This is a genomic window from Pseudomonas sp. PME37.24/025 (genome assembly GCF_055556615.1).
Genome location: NZ_JBVHNK010000005.1, coordinates 295,799 through 312,926, shown reverse-complemented (window position 1 = coordinate 312,926; position 17,128 = coordinate 295,799). Strand labels below are relative to the sequence as shown.

17 protein-coding genes are annotated in these 17,128 nt (G+C 61.3%); 14 read left to right on the top strand and 3 right to left on the bottom strand.

Translation table 11 applies throughout. The annotated features are described in order from the left end of the window. Nucleotides 1–5 precede the first annotated feature (5 nt). Entirely contained in the window at nucleotides 6–1,190 is a 1,185-nt protein-coding gene (locus ACZ3HH_RS11800; protein WP_465804741.1) for an ABC transporter substrate-binding protein, read from the bottom strand. Nucleotides 1,191–1,350: 160 nt separating this feature from the next. On the opposite strand from ACZ3HH_RS11800, the gene ACZ3HH_RS11795 reads away from it, so the two are divergent. From ACZ3HH_RS11795 to ACZ3HH_RS11735, 13 genes are all read left to right on the top strand, one after another. Then, a complete protein-coding gene (locus ACZ3HH_RS11795; protein ID WP_007907038.1) occupies nucleotides 1,351–1,479 on the top strand; it encodes a hypothetical protein in 129 nt (42 codons plus the stop codon). 103 nt (nucleotides 1,480–1,582) lie between these two features. Continuing rightward, the gene (gene pedF / locus ACZ3HH_RS11790; RefSeq protein ID WP_465804738.1) at nucleotides 1,583–2,044 is read left to right on the top strand and encodes a cytochrome c-550 PedF; all 462 of its coding nucleotides are present in this window, start codon (nucleotides 1,583–1,585) and stop codon (nucleotides 2,042–2,044) included. 3 nt (nucleotides 2,045–2,047) lie between these two features. Beyond that, nucleotides 2,048–2,923, top strand: a complete 876-nt coding sequence (locus ACZ3HH_RS11785) for a substrate-binding periplasmic protein (protein ID WP_465804736.1) — start codon at nucleotides 2,048–2,050, stop codon at nucleotides 2,921–2,923. Continuing rightward, the gene (locus ACZ3HH_RS11780) at nucleotides 2,923–3,672 is read left to right on the top strand and encodes a quinoprotein dehydrogenase-associated SoxYZ-like carrier (RefSeq protein WP_465804735.1); all 750 of its coding nucleotides are present in this window, start codon (nucleotides 2,923–2,925) and stop codon (nucleotides 3,670–3,672) included. Before ACZ3HH_RS11785 ends, ACZ3HH_RS11780 begins: the two co-directional genes overlap by 1 nt. A 15-nt stretch (nucleotides 3,673–3,687) precedes the next feature. Next, nucleotides 3,688–4,626 carry a quinoprotein relay system zinc metallohydrolase 1 gene (locus ACZ3HH_RS11775; protein ID WP_465804733.1) on the top strand — a complete coding sequence of 313 codons (939 nt, stop codon included), beginning with the start codon at nucleotides 3,688–3,690 and terminating at the stop codon, nucleotides 4,624–4,626. A gap of 186 nt (nucleotides 4,627–4,812) precedes the next feature. After that, a complete protein-coding gene (locus tag ACZ3HH_RS11770; RefSeq protein ID WP_465804732.1) occupies nucleotides 4,813–6,588 on the top strand; it encodes a PQQ-dependent methanol/ethanol family dehydrogenase in 1,776 nt (591 codons plus the stop codon). A gap of 297 nt (nucleotides 6,589–6,885) precedes the next feature. After that, nucleotides 6,886–8,406 carry an acetaldehyde dehydrogenase ExaC gene (gene exaC, locus ACZ3HH_RS11765; RefSeq protein ID WP_465804730.1) on the top strand — a complete coding sequence of 507 codons (1,521 nt, stop codon included), beginning with the start codon at nucleotides 6,886–6,888 and terminating at the stop codon, nucleotides 8,404–8,406. Between the two features lie 256 nt (nucleotides 8,407–8,662). Beyond that, the gene (gene pqqA, locus ACZ3HH_RS11760) at nucleotides 8,663–8,734 is read left to right on the top strand and encodes a pyrroloquinoline quinone precursor peptide PqqA (protein WP_010455123.1); all 72 of its coding nucleotides are present in this window, start codon (nucleotides 8,663–8,665) and stop codon (nucleotides 8,732–8,734) included. A gap of 54 nt (nucleotides 8,735–8,788) precedes the next feature. Next, nucleotides 8,789–9,703, top strand: a complete 915-nt coding sequence (gene pqqB / locus ACZ3HH_RS11755) for a pyrroloquinoline quinone biosynthesis protein PqqB (RefSeq protein WP_465804728.1) — start codon at nucleotides 8,789–8,791, stop codon at nucleotides 9,701–9,703. A 250-nt stretch (nucleotides 9,704–9,953) separates the two neighbouring features. Further along, nucleotides 9,954–10,706 (top strand): pyrroloquinoline-quinone synthase PqqC, encoded by a 753-nt coding sequence (pqqC, locus tag ACZ3HH_RS11750; protein ID WP_465804726.1) that lies wholly within the window; start codon nucleotides 9,954–9,956, stop codon nucleotides 10,704–10,706. Then, nucleotides 10,703–11,836, top strand: coding sequence for a pyrroloquinoline quinone biosynthesis protein PqqE (pqqE, locus tag ACZ3HH_RS11745; RefSeq protein ID WP_465804724.1), 1,134 nt, complete (start codon nucleotides 10,703–10,705; stop codon nucleotides 11,834–11,836). Before pqqC ends, pqqE begins: the two co-directional genes overlap by 4 nt. A 237-nt stretch (nucleotides 11,837–12,073) precedes the next feature. Next, a complete protein-coding gene (gene ercA / locus ACZ3HH_RS11740; RefSeq protein ID WP_052963458.1) occupies nucleotides 12,074–13,237 on the top strand; it encodes an alcohol dehydrogenase-like regulatory protein ErcA in 1,164 nt (387 codons plus the stop codon). Beyond that, on the top strand, nucleotides 13,221–14,948 hold the full coding sequence (locus tag ACZ3HH_RS11735) for a PAS domain-containing hybrid sensor histidine kinase/response regulator (RefSeq protein ID WP_465804722.1): 1,728 nt from the start codon (nucleotides 13,221–13,223) through the stop codon (nucleotides 14,946–14,948). The genes ercA and ACZ3HH_RS11735 overlap by 17 nt, the downstream gene beginning before the upstream one ends. A 142-nt stretch (nucleotides 14,949–15,090) precedes the next feature. On the opposite strand, the gene copD is transcribed toward ACZ3HH_RS11735, so the two are convergent. Both copD and copC read right to left on the bottom strand, forming a co-directional pair. Next, the gene (gene copD / locus ACZ3HH_RS11730) at nucleotides 15,091–15,951 is read right to left on the bottom strand and encodes a copper homeostasis membrane protein CopD (protein ID WP_465804720.1); all 861 of its coding nucleotides are present in this window, start codon (nucleotides 15,949–15,951) and stop codon (nucleotides 15,091–15,093) included. 3 nt (nucleotides 15,952–15,954) lie between these two features. Next, entirely contained in the window at nucleotides 15,955–16,320 is a 366-nt protein-coding gene (gene copC / locus ACZ3HH_RS11725) for a copper homeostasis periplasmic binding protein CopC (RefSeq protein WP_465804718.1), read from the bottom strand. 138 nt (nucleotides 16,321–16,458) lie between these two features. Here copC and ACZ3HH_RS11720 point away from each other — a divergent pair, with 138 nt between their 5' ends. Further along, on the top strand, nucleotides 16,459–17,079 hold the full coding sequence (locus tag ACZ3HH_RS11720; protein ID WP_007899508.1) for a TetR/AcrR family transcriptional regulator: 621 nt from the start codon (nucleotides 16,459–16,461) through the stop codon (nucleotides 17,077–17,079). Nucleotides 17,080–17,128 lie beyond the last annotated feature (49 nt).

Here is a 17,128-nt window from a genome sequence, read left to right as displayed (position 1 = left end):
AAGGATCAGAGAAAGCGGCAGCTGACCTCGGCTTTGTCGTAACCCAGGCTGTCCATTTCGTTGACGGGGTGCAGGAAACCGTCTTGCGGCGAAGTGCTGACCAGCGCCCGGGGTTGCACGATGGGGATCGGCTGGCGCAACTGACCGTTCCACGGTCGATAACTGAGCTTGCGACCCTTGAAGCCGTCCAGCGGCAATTGATCGCTGATTTCAAGCGCACGAATCGCCATGGCATCGGCCTGACGCAGTTTGCCCACCGCGCTGGCGATGCTGCGTACGGCCATCCACGCGGCGAAATCCCGATCGTTCATCCAGCGCCCGGCCAGGGCTTCGAAGCGTTTTTGCAACTGCGCGGCGCCGTAGGTTTCCACGGTCTTGTGCCAGCCCACCGGGGTCAGACCCTGGGTGCCGGCGACCGGCCGTGGATACCAGGTCTGGTAGGGCACGTATTCGCCAAAGTCGCCGCGTTCATCGGCCACCAGCACTACGTCGTACTCGGCGGTCTGGGTGAACAGCGGCATGTCGGCCTGAGCGCTGCGGCGCTGGTCGTTATCGAAGCTCCAGGTTTTCTCCGCTACCAGTTGCAGGCCGAAGCGTTTCGCCGCCCGACGCAGGGCAGCGGCATAGGCTTGATCGTCCGCGGTCGGGCCGACGATCAGCAGCGCTCGTTGCCATTTACGTAGCACCAGAAATTGCGCCAGCGCATCGGCCAGCATGGCGCGGCTTGGCAGGCTGTGCAGCACGTTCGGCAAGCAGTCGGTGCTGCGCAGGCTGTCATCGGGGCTGCCGGCATTGAACAGCAAGCTGTCGGGTAGCACGGCGCTGAGCCGGCGCAGTGTTTCCACCGGTGCATTCACCACAAACAGGCGCAGGCCTTGTTCGTGTTGGGTTTTGGCTGCTTCGATCAGCGCATCCGGATTGTCGACGCTGGCGCTGACCAGGCTGTAGCTGTGATTGAGAAAGCGCCCGGTACTGTTGCTGTCGATGATCGCCAGTTCGGCGCCGCGCAGGCCGGCGTCGGTCGGTTCGGGGATGACATTCGACAGCAACGGCCCGGGGTCAGGGCGATAACCGAGGTAGCCGATCTGCACCTGCAGCGGCGCATCCGCCGCCTGAACCTGGGTCGCCACCCCGGCGGCGCAGGCAATCGCCAGCAAGTAGATCAAGGCATAAGGGGCGAGCTGGCGCATAAAGGCACTCCATCACAGGTAGCGTCAGCATAGGAACCCTGGGCGGGCGGGGAAATATGCAGAAAGTACCGATGGGCCAGTACCAAGGTAGTAACTCGCCCCGGGCGGCGCGGTTTTAGCATGGGCTACAACAGCCATCACTCAAGGGGGGAGATTGGCCATGCGAATTCTCAAAGCACTGCTCCTGCCGTTTTTGCTGATCCTGACCCTGATCGGCGTCGACAAGCTTCACGGCGCCCGGCCCGTATTGGTTGGGCCTGCGCCACAAGCCCTACTACCAAGGGAGTAGGCCGCGGCCACCAAAGCAGCATGGGGTTGGCGCAAAGCCGTTCCTAAGATGGGTGCCATAGCCTCTTCAAAGAGGTTTTGCGTGCAATCTTGAGGGCAGAACAATGACAACAAAACGCAACGCCTTGCTCGTTGCCGGACTGCTGGCCGGTTTCATCAACGCAGGTGCCGTCTGGGCCCACGGCAACGTGGTACCCCAGGCCGTCGAAACCAAGGGACTGACCCCGATCAAGGATGCCGGTGTGCAGGTCGATGCCGATGGTTGGGCGGCGGCGAACCCTTACCGCTCCTCCCCGGAACGCGATAAAGCCTTGGAAATCGGCTCTTCGGCCTACAACCAGAACTGCGCGGCCTGTCATGGCCTGGAAGCCAAGTCCGGCGGTATCGCCCCCGACTTGCGCATGCTCGATGTCGGCGAGGCCGGTGATGAATGGTTCGTCGAACGCGTGCGCCATGGCGCCGTGCGTGATGGCCGGGTGTACATGCCGAAAATGGCCGACTACCTGAGTCAGGAAGCCTTGTGGGCGGTGCGCACCTACCTGGACAGCGTGCACGTCGAGGAGTGACCCATGCGTTTGCTCGCGGTGTTGATCAGCGCTGTATGGCTGTGTTGCCAGGCAGCGCAGGCGCAGGTCCGTACCTATGACGAAATGATCGCCGCCGCCGAGTTGAAAGTCGCGGTGTACAAGGACTTCGCGCCCTACAGCTTTGAAGACGCTGGCGAGGCTCGCGGGGTCGATGTCGAACTTGCCCAGGCCCTGGCGAAAGCCATGGGGGTACGCCTGAAACTGATCTGGGCACCCGCCGGGGAGAAGCTCGACGACGACCTGCGCGATTACATCTGGCGGGCCAGTCAGTTGCACAATCAGCAACTGGCCGACCTGATGATGCGCGTGCCGTACGATCGCGATTACTCACAGAAACGCAATGAACTGGGTGAACTGGAAAACGGCCATGTGGTGATGTTCGGGCCGTACCAGACCGAACAATGGCAAGTGGCTTATGACCGTCGTCGTCTGGACTCGGTGACCAGCGTCGCGGTGTTCCAGCAACACCCGATCGGCGTCGAAGTCGACAGCGTGCCGTCGTTTTACCTGACCTCGGTGTTCAACGGCATGCTCGCCGCCAAGACCCATCATTATCCAGGCGTATCTCAGGCGTTTGCCGCGATGAAGGCCGGTGAAGTCGACGCGGTAATGGCTATGCGCGGCGAGATCGACTGGCAAGTCCATCAGGCCGCCGACCCGCAAGTGGCGCTGGCGGAAAACGCCTACCCGAACATGGGCAAGCAGCTTTGGGAGATCGGCATGGCGGTGCATGAAAGCAATCGGCAACTGGCCTATGCCGTGGAAGAGGCGCTGGAAGCGTTGATTCGCGAGGGCTCGGTGAAAGCCATTTATGCCCGTTACGGCCTGCGGTATGACGTGCCCGAGATGTATCAATAGTGAACTGGCGAGCGAGTTGTCTGTTGGCCTGCTGGTTACCCTTGGCCGCGAACGCGGTTGAGGTCGATCCGGTGCCGTCAGTGATGTGGGCGTTCTATCACAAGCAGATGCTCGGCGACGCACCGTTCGTGTTCGACGAGCGGGTCAAGTTGCTCGCGCCGCCATTTGCCGAAGACGCCCGACAAGTGCCGCTGGAAATTGACGCCCGGGCGTTCAAGGGTGAAGTGGTGCGAATCCTCGCCTGGGCCGAACTTAATCCGCTGCCGAAAATCGTCGACTTCGAACCCTTGACCGGTGTGCTGCCGTGGCTGTCGATCCGCATCCGCGTTGAACAGGCCACGCCATTGCGCGCGGCGGTACTGACCCGCGACGGGCTGTGGCACGTCGGCTCGACCCTGATCGATGCGGCAGGTGGCGGTTGCACGGCACCGAGCGTGGTGCGCACTCAGCCAGGTTGGGAAGAACACATCGGCGAGGTGTTAGGTGGCCGTTATCCCCGTGGCGAATTCAGTCGCGTGCGTTTGCAGGTGGCGCATCCGATGGACAACGGCATGGTCAGCGGCATCCCGGAATTCTTCATCAATCAGGCCGAGCTGCGCGGTCAAAACGATCAATTGCTGGCGCGTCTGGAGTTGTTCCCGGCGGTCAGCGAAAACCCCAATTTGGCCTTCGATATCGAAGGAGCAGGGCAGACGCGCCTGGTGTTGCGCGACAACAGCGGCAATCAATTCGATGCGGCCATTCCCTGACCCAAGGAGCGAGTGATGCGCTGGATGCTGCTGTTGTTCATCAGTCTGAGCCTGCCGGCCCTGGCCGATTCCGACTACGCACTCAAGCCCCGGCAGATCGCCGAAGACACCTGGTTGCTGGAAGGCAGCACCGATAATTTCGCCAAGAGCAACGGCGGCAACATCGTCAACACCGCATTCATCGTCACCGAGCAGGGCGTGGTGGTCATCGACACCGGGCCGTCGAAGCGCTATGGCGAAGCCCTGCGCGAAGCGATTGCGGCGATCACTGATAAACCGGTGATCCAGGTGCTGCTGACCCATCACCATCCCGACCATGTGTTGGGCAATCAGGCTTTCACCGACGTGCCGATCGGTGCACTGGCTGGCACCACCGAGCTGTTGCGGCAACAGGGTGATGCCATGGCCGAGAACATGTATCGGCTGGTGGGCGACTGGATGCGCGGCACCGAGGTGGTGTCGCCGACGCAGACGCTGATGCCAGGCGTGAAAAGTTTTGGGAATCACGATTTGCGCCTACTGAGTCTGGGTGGGCACACCGGCGCGGATCTGGCTATTCTCGACCAGAAAACCGGCGTGCTATTTGCCGGGGACCTGGTGTTTTATCAACGCGCCCTGACCACGCCCAACAGCCCGGGGCTGTCGGTGTGGCTGGCGGACATCGCGACCCTGCAAGGTTTGCCGTGGACGTTGATCGCCCCCGGACATGGGCCGGTGGCCACGGACACAAAACCGTTCGAGCAGATGCGCGATTACCTGACCTGGCTGGACCAGCTGATGCGCGATGGCGCCGCCCACGGTAGCGACATGGCCGAGATGATCCGCAGCCCCATCCCCGAGCGTTTCGCCGGCATCAGCTTGAGCCGCTATGAGCTGATTCGCAGCGTCAGCCATTTGTACCCGCGCTATGAGCGCGCGCAGATGAGCCGAGTCGATTCCGCCAAAGATTTGTGAGCAACACCGGCCCCCTGTGGGATCGGTGTCAGGCATACGGTTCGGTACTCATCTCCTCCGACCCGGTACTAAGGAACTAGCAATCTCCGCATTGCGGGCAATTGTTGCAAGGGCGGCGGCGCCCAAGAATCTGCACCAGACCGGGAAAATTTCCCGGGTATAACAAAAACCGCAGAGGTAGCCGTCATGACCCAACCCGCACGTCGCCAACCCTTCGCCTTGAGCGTGCTGCTCAGTGCCATGCTGTTGTCTGGCTCGGCATTGGCCGCAGTCTCCGACCAAGACATTCTCCAGGACCCGAAGAACCCGGAGCAGGTCGTCACCAACGGCCTTGGCGTCCAGGGTCAGCGCTACAGCCCGCTGGACACCCTCAATGTCGACAACGTGAAGGATCTGCGCCCGGTCTGGGCCTTTTCGTTCGGCGGGGAAAAGCAGCGCGGTCAACAGGCGCAGCCGATGATCAAGGACGGCGTGATGTACATGACCGGCTCCTACTCGCGGGTGTTCGCTGTGGATGCGCGCACCGGTCGCAAGCTCTGGCAATACGACGCGCGGCTGCCCGATGACATCCGCCCGTGCTGCGACGTGATCAACCGTGGTGTCGCGCTGTATGGCGACCTGGTGATTTTCGGCACCCTCGACGCCAAGCTCGTGGCCCTGAACAAGGACACCGGCAAGGTCGTCTGGAGCAAGAAAGTCGCCGACCACAAGGAAGGCTATTCCATCAGCGCCGCGCCGTTGGTAGTCAACGGCAAACTGATTACCGGTGTGGCCGGTGGCGAGTTCGGGGTGGTGGGCAAAATCGAAGCCTACGACCCGAAAAACGGCGACCTGCTGTGGACTCGTCCCACCGTCGAAGGCCACATGGGTTATGTCTACAAGGACGGCAAAGCGGTAGAAAACGGCATCTCCGGCGGCGAAGCGGGCAAGACCTGGCCGGGCGATCTATGGAAAACCGGCGGCGCGGCGCCTTGGCTGGGCGGCTACTACGACCCGGAAACCAATCTGCTGCTGTTCGGCACCGGCAACCCGGCGCCGTGGAACTCGCACCTGCGTCCTGGCGACAACCTTTACTCCTCCTCGCGCCTGGCGCTGAACCCGGATGACGGCACGATCAAATGGCACTTCCAGAGCACGCCGCACGACGGTTGGGACTATGACGGCGTGAACGAACTGGTGTCGTTCAACTACAACGAAGGTGGCAAAGAAATCAAAGCAGCGGCCACGGCGGACCGTAACGGTTTCTTCTACGTGCTCGATCGCACCAACGGCAAATTCATTCGCGGCTTCCCGTTCGTGGACAAGATCACCTGGGCCAGCGGTCTGGATAAGAACGGCCGGCCGATCTACAACGAAGCCAGCCGTCCGGGTGCGCCGGGCTCCGAAGCCAAAGGCAGTTCGGTGTTCGTCGCGCCAGCGTTCCTTGGGGCGAAAAACTGGATGCCGATGGCCTACAACCGCGACACCGGCCTGTTCTATGTGCCGTCCAACGAATGGGGCATGGACATCTGGAATGAAGGCATCGCCTACAAGAAAGGCGCGGCGTTCCTCGGCGCTGGTTTCACCATCAAACCGTTGAACGAAGACTACATCGGCGTGCTGCGCGCCATCGACCCGAAAACCGGCAAGGAAGTCTGGCGCCACAAGAACTTCGCGCCGCTGTGGGGCGGGGTGCTGACCACCAAGGGCAACCTGGTGTTCACCGGTACGCCGGAAGGTTTCCTGCAGGCATTCAATGCCAAGACTGGCGAGAAAGTCTGGGAATTCCAGACCGGTTCCGGCGTACTCGGCTCGCCCATCACCTGGGAAATGGACGGCGAGCAATACGTCTCCGTGCTCTCCGGCTGGGGCGGCGCGGTACCGCTGTGGGGCGGCGAAGTGGCCAAGCGCATCAAGGACTTCAACCAGGGCGGCATGCTCTGGACGTTCAAGTTGCCTAAAGATCTGGTAGCCAAGCACTGATCTAAATACCGACACAACCTGTGGCGTGGGAGCTTGCTCCCGCTCGGCTGCGAAGCAGTCGTAAAACCGGCCAATGCGGTGTGACAGATGAACCGCAGCGCCTGGGTTTTGGAGCGCTTCGCACTCCAGCGGGAGCAAGCTCCCTCGCCACAAAAGCCTGCTGATACCGAGGCACCTTCTACTACCAAATAACGAGAATCCCCCTGCCAACGGCGCATTCGTCTGGCAGGCGGGGCTCTCTACTATCGGTTCATCGCCTGTTGGCTCGACAGGCATCGACCCAGACAGAGGCCCACCATGATCTACGCACAACCCGGAACACCCGGCGCCGTCGTTTCCTTCAAACCGCGCTACGGCAATTTCATCGGCGGCGAATTCGTTGCCCCAATCAACGGCGAGTACTTCACCAACACCTCACCGGTCAACGGTGAAGTGATCGCCGAGTTCCCGCGCTCCAGCGCCGCCGACATCGAAAAAGCCCTCGACGCCGCCCATGCTGCCGCCGATGCCTGGGGCAAAACCTCGGCGCAGGACCGCTCGCTGGTGCTGCTGAAAATCGCCGACCGCATCGAGCAGAACCTGGAAATCCTCGCCGTCACCGAAACCTGGGACAACGGCAAAGCCGTGCGCGAAACCCTCAACGCCGACGTGCCTTTGGCTGCCGACCACTTCCGTTACTTCGCCGGTTGCATCCGCGCTCAGGAAGGCGGCGCCGCCGAGATCAACGAACTGACCACCGCCTATCATTTCCATGAACCATTGGGCGTAGTCGGGCAGATCATCCCGTGGAACTTCCCGCTGCTGATGGCTGCCTGGAAACTCGCCCCGGCCCTGGCTGCCGGCAACTGCATCGTGCTCAAACCCGCCGAACAAACGCCGCTGTCGATCATGGTGTTCGCCGAGCTGATCGCCGACTTGCTGCCGGCCGGTGTGCTGAACATCGTCCAGGGTTTCGGTCGCGAAGCCGGTGAGGCGCTGGCCACCAGCAAGCGCATCGCCAAGATCGCCTTCACCGGTTCCACCCCGGTGGGCGCGCACATCATGCATTGCGCTGCCGAGAACATCATTCCAAGCACCGTTGAACTGGGCGGCAAGTCGCCGAACATTTTCTTCGAAGACATCATGAACGCCGAACCGCAGTTCATCGAGAAAGCCGCCGAAGGCCTGGTGCTGGCGTTCTTCAACCAGGGCGAAGTCTGCACTTGTCCGTCCCGGGCGCTGGTGCAGGAGTCGATCTATGACGACTTCATGAAAGTGGTGATGAAGAAGATCGTCAAGATCAAGCGCGGCAACCCGCTGGACACCGAAACCATGGTCGGCGCCCAGGCGTCCGAGCAGCAATACGACAAGATTCTCTCGTACCTGAAAATCGCTCAGGAGGAGGGCGCCGAACTGCTCACCGGCGGCGCGGCCGAGCGCCTTGAAGGCGATTTGTCGACCGGCTATTACATTCAGCCGACCCTGCTCAAGGGCCACAACAAAATGCGTGTGTTCCAGGAAGAAATCTTCGGCCCGGTGGTGGGTATCACCACCTTCAAGGACGAAGCCGAAGCCCTGGCGATTGCCAACGACAGCGAGTTCGGCCTCGGCGCCGGCCTGTGGACCCGCGACATCAACCGCGCCTACCGCATGGGCCGGGCGATCAAGGCCGGGCGTGTCTGGACCAACTGCTACCACCTGTACCCGGCCCACGCCGCGTTCGGTGGCTACAAGAAATCCGGTGTCGGCCGTGAGAACCACAAGATGATGCTCGACCACTACCAACAGACCAAAAACCTGCTGGTGAGCTACGACATCAATCCGCTGGGGTTCTTCTAACCCGCCAGAACACCATTGAAACCTGTGGGAGCGGGCTTGCCCGCGATAGCGAACTGGCAGTCAACGAATGTGTTGAATGTGATGGCGCCATCGCGGGCAAGCCCGCTCCCACAGGGTTATGGATGTACTTGAAGACTTTGTCCCACCCCCTACCAACGCACCCCACAACCTCCTTCGAAAGTAGCATTCGGTCCCTTCGCCCCCCGTGCATTAATGGTCTTACCGGAATCGTCCGGCACAAGAAGAGGATTGACCCATGTGGAATAAACCCGCGTTTACCGATCTGCGCATTGGCTTCGAAGTGACGATGTATTTCGCCAACCGTTGATTGATCGCCCGGTCAGCCGTCGCGTTGGCCGGGCCTGCCTTCTGGAGCCATCCCATGCACATCCGTGTTCTCGGTTCCGCCGCTGGCGGCGGTTTTCCGCAATGGAACTGCAACTGCCGTCAATGCGCCGCTATGCGCAACGGCAATCTGCGCGCGCAACGCCGCACGCAGTCGTCCATTGCCCTGAGCGACGACGGTGTGGAGTGGGTGCTCTGCAATGCTTCACCGGACATTCGCGCGCAACTCGAAAGCTTTCCGGTGATGCAACCGGCCCGACGCTTGCGAGACACGGCGATTGCCGGTGTCGTTCTGCTGGACAGTCAGATCGACCATTGCACCGGGCTGTTGAGCCTGCGCGAGGGCTGCCCGCATTCGGTCTGGTGCACCGAGCGGGTTCACGAAGACCTGAGCAGCGGCTTTCCCTTGTTCACCATGCTCAAGCACTGGAACGGTGGCTTGCAGTGGCAACCCATCGAACTGGATCGCGAGCCATTCAGTATCGTTGCCTGCCCACACCTGCAATTTCGCGCGATTCCGTTGGTCAGCAATGCACCGCCGTACTCGCCCAATCGCGGCAATCCGCAGCCAGGCGACACCATCGGCCTGTTCATCGAAGACCTGCGCAGCGGTGCATCGGTTTTCTATGCCCCGGGGCTGGGGCAAGTCGATGCAGAGGTATTGAGCTGGATGCAGCGCGCCGACTGCCTGCTGCTGGACGGCACGCTGTGGCGCGACGATGAGATGCGCGCGTGCGAAGTCGGCCAAAGCCTGGGCAGCGAAATGGGCCACCTGCCGCAAAGCGGCCCCGGCGGCATGCTCGACGTGCTGGAGAGCTTCAATCGCCAGCGCAAGGTGCTGATCCACATCAACAACACCAACCCGATCCTCGATGAAGACTCGGCCGAGCGCGCATTGCTGGAGCGGCGCGGGATTGAAGTGGCTTATGACGGCATGAGTATCGAGCTGTAGCGGATGGCCCCATCGCGGGCAAGCCCGCTCCCACAGGGTTTTGTGTACACCGCAGATCCCTTCTAGGAGCGAGGCTTGCCCGCGAAGGCGCCAGACCAGGATGCCCCATCGCGAGCAGGCTCGCTCCCACAATGGACCTGCTTTGTGCAGAAAATCGGCTAAGACCCGGACTCCTGTGGGAGCGGGCTTGCCCGCGATAGGGCCCGACCAGACACCGCAGAACCCAACGGTTATTCCCCGGAGAACCGCAATGACTGACACTCCCATGACCCCCGCCGAATTCGAAGCAGCCCTGCGCGCCAAGGGGGCCTATTACCACATCCATCATCCATTCCACCAAGCCATGTACGCCGGGCGTGCCACCCGCGAGCAGATCCAGGGCTGGGTCGCCAATCGCTTCTATTACCAGGTGAACATCCCGCTCAAGGATGCCGCGATCCTCGCCAACTGCCCGGACCGCGACGTGCGCCGGGAATGGCTGCAACGGATCCTCGACCATGACGGCGTCCCCGGCAGTGAAGGCGGCATCGAAGCGTGGCTGCGATTGGGCGAAGCAGTGGGGCTGGATCGCGAACAAATCCTTTCGCAAGAACTGGTGCTGCCGGGCGTGCGTTTCGCCGTGGACGCCTATGTCAATTTCGCCCGTCGCGCTTGCTGGCAAGAAGCGGCCAGCAGCTCGCTGACCGAACTGTTCGCGCCACAGATTCACCAGTCCCGGCTCGACGCCTGGCCCACCCATTACCCATGGATCGACCCGGCCGGCTACGACTATTTCCGTACGCGTTTGAGTCAGGCGCGGCGCGATGTCGAGCATGGTTTGCGCATCACCCTGGCGCACTACGTCACGGTCGAAGGCCAGCAACACATGCTGGAGATTCTGCAGTTCAAACTCGATGTGTTGTGGAGCATGCTCGACGCGATGAGCATGGCCTACGAGCTGGATCGCCCGCCGTATCACACCGTCACCAACGAGCGGGTCTGGCACCGGGGGATCATCTTGTGAGCCTGATCGAACAGCAACCCGGCCCACCGCTGTGGTTGCTGGCGGAGCTGACCTATCGCTGCCCGTTGCAATGCCCGTATTGCTCCAACCCGCTGGACTTCGCCCAACAGGGCGAGGAGTTGAGCACAGAAGAGTGGATTCGGGTGTTCCGCGAGGCGCGGGAGATGGGCGCTGCGCAACTGGGTTTTTCCGGGGGCGAGCCGTTGGTGCGCCAAGACCTGGCCGAGCTGATCAAGGCCGCGCGGGACATGGGTTACTACACCAACCTGATCACCTCGGGTATCGGCCTGACCGAACAGAAGGTCCGTGACTTCAAGATCGCCGGGCTGGACCACATTCAGATCAGCTTTCAGGCCGCCGATGAACAGGTGAACAATCTGCTCGCCGGCTCGCGCAAGGCCTTCGCCCAGAAACTGGCCATGGCCCGGGCGGTGAAAGCCCAGGGCTACCCGATGGTGCTGAACTTCGTCACCCATCGGCACAACATCGACCAGATCGCGCAGATCATCGAACTGTGCCTGGAGCTGGAGGCGGATTTCGTCGAGTTGGCGACGTGCCAGTTCTACGGTTGGGCTGAACTGAATCGTGTCGGTCTGTTGCCAACTCGTGAACAGCTACAGCGCGCTGAGCGCATTACCAATGACTACCGCCAGCGGCTTGAGGCCGAGGGCCATCCGTGCAAGCTGATCTTCGTGACCCCGGATTACTACGAAGAACGCCCCAAGACCTGCATGAATGGCTGGGCCAACCTGTTTCTCGACATCACCCCGGACGGGACGGCGTTGCCTTGTCATAGCGCTCGCCAGTTGCCGGTGCAGTTTCCCAACGTGCGCGAGCACAGCATCGCGCACATCTGGAACGACTCCTTCGGTTTCAACCGTTTTCGCGGCGATGACTGGATGAAAGAGCCGTGCCGTTCCTGCGATGAAAAGCACAAGGACCTCGGCGGCTGCCGCTGCCAGGCGTTCATGCTTACGGGTGACGCGAGCAACGCTGATCCGGTGTGCAGCAAGTCGCCGCACCACGACGTTATTCTCAAGGCCCGGGACGAAGCCGACGCGCCGGGGCAGGGCATGGAGTACCTGACCTTGCGCAATGAAAAGGCTTCGCGACTGATCTATCGCGGATGAGTTGTGAGCACAGAACCCTGTGGGAGCGGGCTTGCCCGCGATGAGGCCAGCACATTCAACATTGATGTTGACTGTAAAACAGCTATCGCGGGCAAGCCCGCTCCCACAGGGATTCTCAGTGAATCTGAAATCGGAGTGCACCCCCGGGCGACTCGCTATCCATTGGTCTGATTGCATTCGCAGCCGGATGCTTTAGTGTGGACTTTACCTTTCAAAACAATAAAAACAGGCTTTCCAATGAGCCAGAATCTCAGCCAGCTGCGTAAATTCGTTTCGCCCGAAATCATCTTCGGTGCCGGCTGTCGGCATAACGTCGGCAATTACGCCAAGACCTTCGGCGCCCGCAAGGTGCTGGTGGTCAGCGACCCCGGTGTGATTGCCGCCGGTTGGGTCGCCGATGTCGAGGCCAGTCTGCAAGCCCAGGGCATTGATTTCTTTTTGTATAGCGACGTTTCGCCCAACCCGCGGATCGAGGAAGTCATGCTCGGCGCCGAGCTGTACCGGGAGAATCACTGCGATGTGATCGTGGCGATCGGCGGCGGCAGCCCGATGGATTGCGGCAAGGGCATCGGCATTGTCGTCGCCCACGGGCGCAACATCCTCGAATTCGAGGGCGTGGACACCCTGCGCATCGCCAGCCCACCGCTGATCCTGATCCCGACCACCGCCGGCACTTCGGCCGACGTGTCGCAGTTCGTGATCATCTCCAATCAGCAAGAACGCATGAAATTCTCCATCGTCAGCAAGGCCGCGGTGCCGGACGTGTCGCTGATCGATCCGGAAACCACCCTGAGCATGGACCCGTTCCTGTCGGCCTGTACCGGCATCGACGCGTTGGTCCATGCCATCGAAGCCTTCGTCTCCACCGGTCACGGGCCGCTCACCGACCCTCATGCACTGGAGGCGATGCGGCTGATCAACGGCAATCTGGTGCAAATGATCGCCAACCCGAGCGACATCGCCCTGCGGGAAAAAATCATGCTCGGCAGCATGCAGGCCGGGCTGGCGTTCTCCAACGCGATCCTTGGCGCGGTCCATGCCATGTCCCACAGCCTCGGCGGCTTCCTCGATCTGCCCCATGGCCTGTGCAATGCGGTGCTGGTGGAACACGTGGTGGCGTTCAACTACAGCTCGGCGCCGGAGCGCTTCAAGGTGATTGCCGAGACCTTCGGCATCGATTGCCGTGGTCTCAATCACCGGCAGATTTGCGGGCGGCTGGTCGAACACCTGATCGCCCTCAAACACGCCATCGGCTTCCACGAAACCCTCGGTCTGCACGGGGTGAGTACGGCGGACATTCCGTTCCTGTCGCAACACGCCATGCACGATCCGTGCATCCTTACCAACCCGCGCGAATCCAGTCAGCGCGACGTCGAGGTCGTCTATGGCGAAGCCCTCTGACGAGCAACAACGGGCGCTGGCCGGGTTACTCGGCTTAGGCAACCACTCGGCGCGCAAGAGTCATTACCCGGAACTGGCCGCGCGCCTGGATGAACTGGAAACCGAACGCAACCGCTACAAATGGCTGTTCGAAAACGCGGTGCACGGGATCTTCCAGGCCAGCCTGCTGGAAGGCATGCGCGCCGCCAACCCGGCGCTGGCGCGAATGCTCGGCTATCAAAGCCCGCAGGAAGTGCTGTTTTCCCTGACGGACCTGGCGGGTACGTTGTTCGTCGGTGGGGCGCAAGAGCTGGAAAGCATCGGCGAAATCCTCCAGCGCGAGCGCAGCCTGCTGGCCTATGAAACTCAGCTGCGGCGCAAGGACGGCAGCGTTCTTGACGTGTTGATGAACTTGCTGCTCAAACCGGATCAGGAAGGTTTGGTGGAGGGCTTTGTCGCCGACATCACCGAACGAAAACTCGCTCAGCAGCGCCTGCAACAACTCAATGACGAACTGGAGCAGCGGGTCACCGCGCGCACCAACGAGCTGCTGGATGCCAATCGCAATCTGCAACAGCAGATCACCCAGCGCAAACAGATCGCAGAAGCCTTGCGCGATGCCCGTGATGCCGCCGAAGCCGCCAATCGCAGCAAGGACAAATACCTCGCCGCCGCCAGTCACGACTTGCTGCAACCGCTCAACGCTGCGCGTTTGTTGATCTCGACCTTGCGCGAACGCAAACTGCCCGACGTCGAGCAGGTGCTGGTGGAGCGCACGCATCAGGCGCTGGAAGGGGCCGAGGATTTGCTCACCGACCTGCTGGATATTTCCCGGCTCGATCAGGCCGCGGTGAAGCCGGACATCGCCCTGTACCGCCTCGACGAATTGCTCGCGCCGCTGGTCTCGGAGTTTCAGTCGGTGGCCGCGGCAGCCGGGTTGAACCTGCGGGTACACATGGGCGATTACGCTATTCATACCGACTTGCGCCTGATGACTCGAATCCTGCGCAACTTCCTCAGCAATGCCTGCCGCTACACCGACGAGGGCTGCATTCTGCTGGGGGCACGGCGCCGGGGCGATGCGCTACGTATCGAAGTCTGGGACACCGGGCGCGGGATTCCTGCGGATCGTCTTGACTCGATCTTCCTCGAGTTCAACCAATTGGACGTCGGACGCGCCGCCGATCGTAAGGGTGTGGGCCTGGGACTGGCGATTGTCGAACGCATCGCCAAGATCCTCGACTACAGGATTCAGGTTCATTCGCTGCCGGGGCGCGGTTCGATGTTCAGCATCGAAGTACCGATTTCCCATGAGATTCCACTGCCGATCAGTCAGGTCGCGCCGCAACCGAGTACCGGCAATCCGTTGCCGGGCCGGCGGCTGTTGGTGCTGGACAACGAAATCAGCATTCTTGAAAGCATGAGCGCGCTGCTCGGGCAGTGGGGCTGCGAGGTGGTCACCGCCACCGACGAGGCCACGGCGCTGGTGGCTTTGCAGGGACAGGCGCCGGAACTGATTCTGGCGGACTATCACCTGGACCACGGGGTGGTGGGTTGTGAGGTGGTTCGGCATTTGCGCGAGCATTTCAGCCAGGCGATTCCGGCGGTGATCATCACCGCCGACCGCACCGACCAGTGTCGGCGCTCATTGCAGCGCCTCGACGCGCCGCTGCTGAACAAACCAGTGAAGCCCGGCAAGTTGCGCGCGGTGCTGACTCAGCTGTTGGCGTAGCGAGGGTTGAAAAGATTGCAGCCTGGGGCTGCGCACCGTTCAAAGTGGGAGCGAGCCTGCTCGCGATAGCGGTCTGACATTCAACATGGATGTCGGCTGACAGTCCGTCATCGCGAGCAGGCTCGCTTGTATGGAATTTTGTTCAGGCAATGGTCATCGGCGGCATGGTGCCCAGTAGCGAAACCGCTGCCACCGCGCCAATCCCCAGCAACCACTCCAGCATTACGCTGGCACGCAACTGTCCCAAATGCTGCTGGCAATCCTTGACCCTCCGTCGATTGAACAGCGCCAACCCCAACATCCCGATCACCAGCACAACCTTGATCAACAGGATCAGCGCAAACCCGGACAGCAATGGCGTGGGCCAGAACACACCGGTCAATACCCGTACGTTGATCAGCCCGGTCATCACCAGTCCCGCCACCAAGGCGTAACCGATCCCGCTGAAGCGGTGCAATATTGCACTCAAGGGATGATCGGCCGGTTGGCGCAAGATCATCACCAGCAACATCAACCCTCCGAGCCAGGCGCCGACACAGGTCAGATGAAAGATCTGGTTGAGGATCAGCAATTGGCCTTGCAGACCATCGAGCATGGCGCCATGACCGACCGGGGCCAGGGTCGCGAGCAGCAAGCTCGAAAGGCTGATGCGCCAAAGCGAACTGGAACGCCAGGGCGTCAGCAAAAGGGCCATGAGCAACAGATTGAGCAGCAGATGCCAGCGCCAGACCTGACCGAAAAAGGTATTGCTCAGCACCAGGCCTAGCGTCGCCGGATCGAATGCCGCATCCGCGGAGGCGGCCATGCTGGCGGTAATCAGCAGCAACCAGCCAACGCCACTGATTAACGCTAAAGCGGTAAGCCCGCGAGTCACTCGCGCCAGAGACGGATCCAGCCACGCCGTTTCACGGCCCAACAGCAGAGGCCGGAACACCCAGGCCCCGAACAGCATCAGCACCACGGTGAAATGCACAAAGCGGCACAGCACCAGCGCATCGGTCATGAATTACTGACCGACCTTGAAGCGGTAGGCGCCTTCGCTTTTATGGGTGTCGACCGACACGGCGTGCCATTCGACTTTGTAATCGCCAGCGGCCAACGGCGCGGCCGGGGTGACGATCAGGGTTTTCTTGTCGCTGCCTTCGGTGGCGAGGTTTTTTACCGGAACGTCGGTGCCGTCCTTGCTGATCGTCACTTTGGTGAACGTCGCTTCAACCCCTTCGGAAAACTTCAGGCGCAGTTCCGCAGGCGCGCTCACGGTGCTGTCGGCCGCCGGGGTCTGGCTTTTCAGGTGCGCGTGGGCAAACACCGAGGAGGCGGCGAGCAGCGAGCCGAGGAGGGCGGTGGTAATCAGGGCGTTCTTGAGCAGCATCGTGAAGACCTCAGGGGCAGGTTCAAAGAGGCGGCCAGTTTACCTGCCACAAGACCACCGTACGAAGTTTCGTTTCCCCCTGTCGCCCGATCCAGAGCGGATGCTAGTCTTGATCAACGCTGTTGTCAGGGAGCCCTCATGGGCAATCACAAGATCGAGATTCGTCGCAGTAACGTCGAAAAAATTCTGCTGGGGGCCGAAAAAGTCTTCGCCGAAAAAGGCTTCGGCAGCACCGCCATGGCCGACATCGCCGCCGAAGTGCAACTGCCGCGTTCCAACCTGCATTACTACTTCAGCACCAAAAGTGAACTGTACAGCGCGGTGCTGCTGGGTTTGCTGGAGGTCTGGAAGCAGGACGCCTTGTGCTTCGAGATGTTCGACGACCCGCGAGTGGTGCTCAGCAGCTACATCCGCGCCAAGATGAACCATTCCCGCAGCCGGCCGTACGGTTCGAAAGTCTGGGCCAACGAAATCATCCACGGCGCGCCGACACTGGGTGAGAAACTGGACGCCAGCCTGTACGACTGGGCCAAGATGAAAGAAGCGAAAATTCGCCAGTGGGTGGAAGACAAACGCATCCTGCCGGTGGAGCCTTCCAGCCTGCTGTACATGATCTGGGCCTCGACCCAGCATTACGCCGACTTTGACCACCAGGTGAATATTCTTAACGATCACCAGCCGCTGTCGGACATGCAGTTCGAGCGGGCGGTGCAGACGGTGACCAGCGTGATATTGCGCGGGATTGGGTTGGAGCCTTGAGTTGTGCGGTGCAGCGGCTGGCCCCATCGCGGGCAAGCCCGCTCCCACA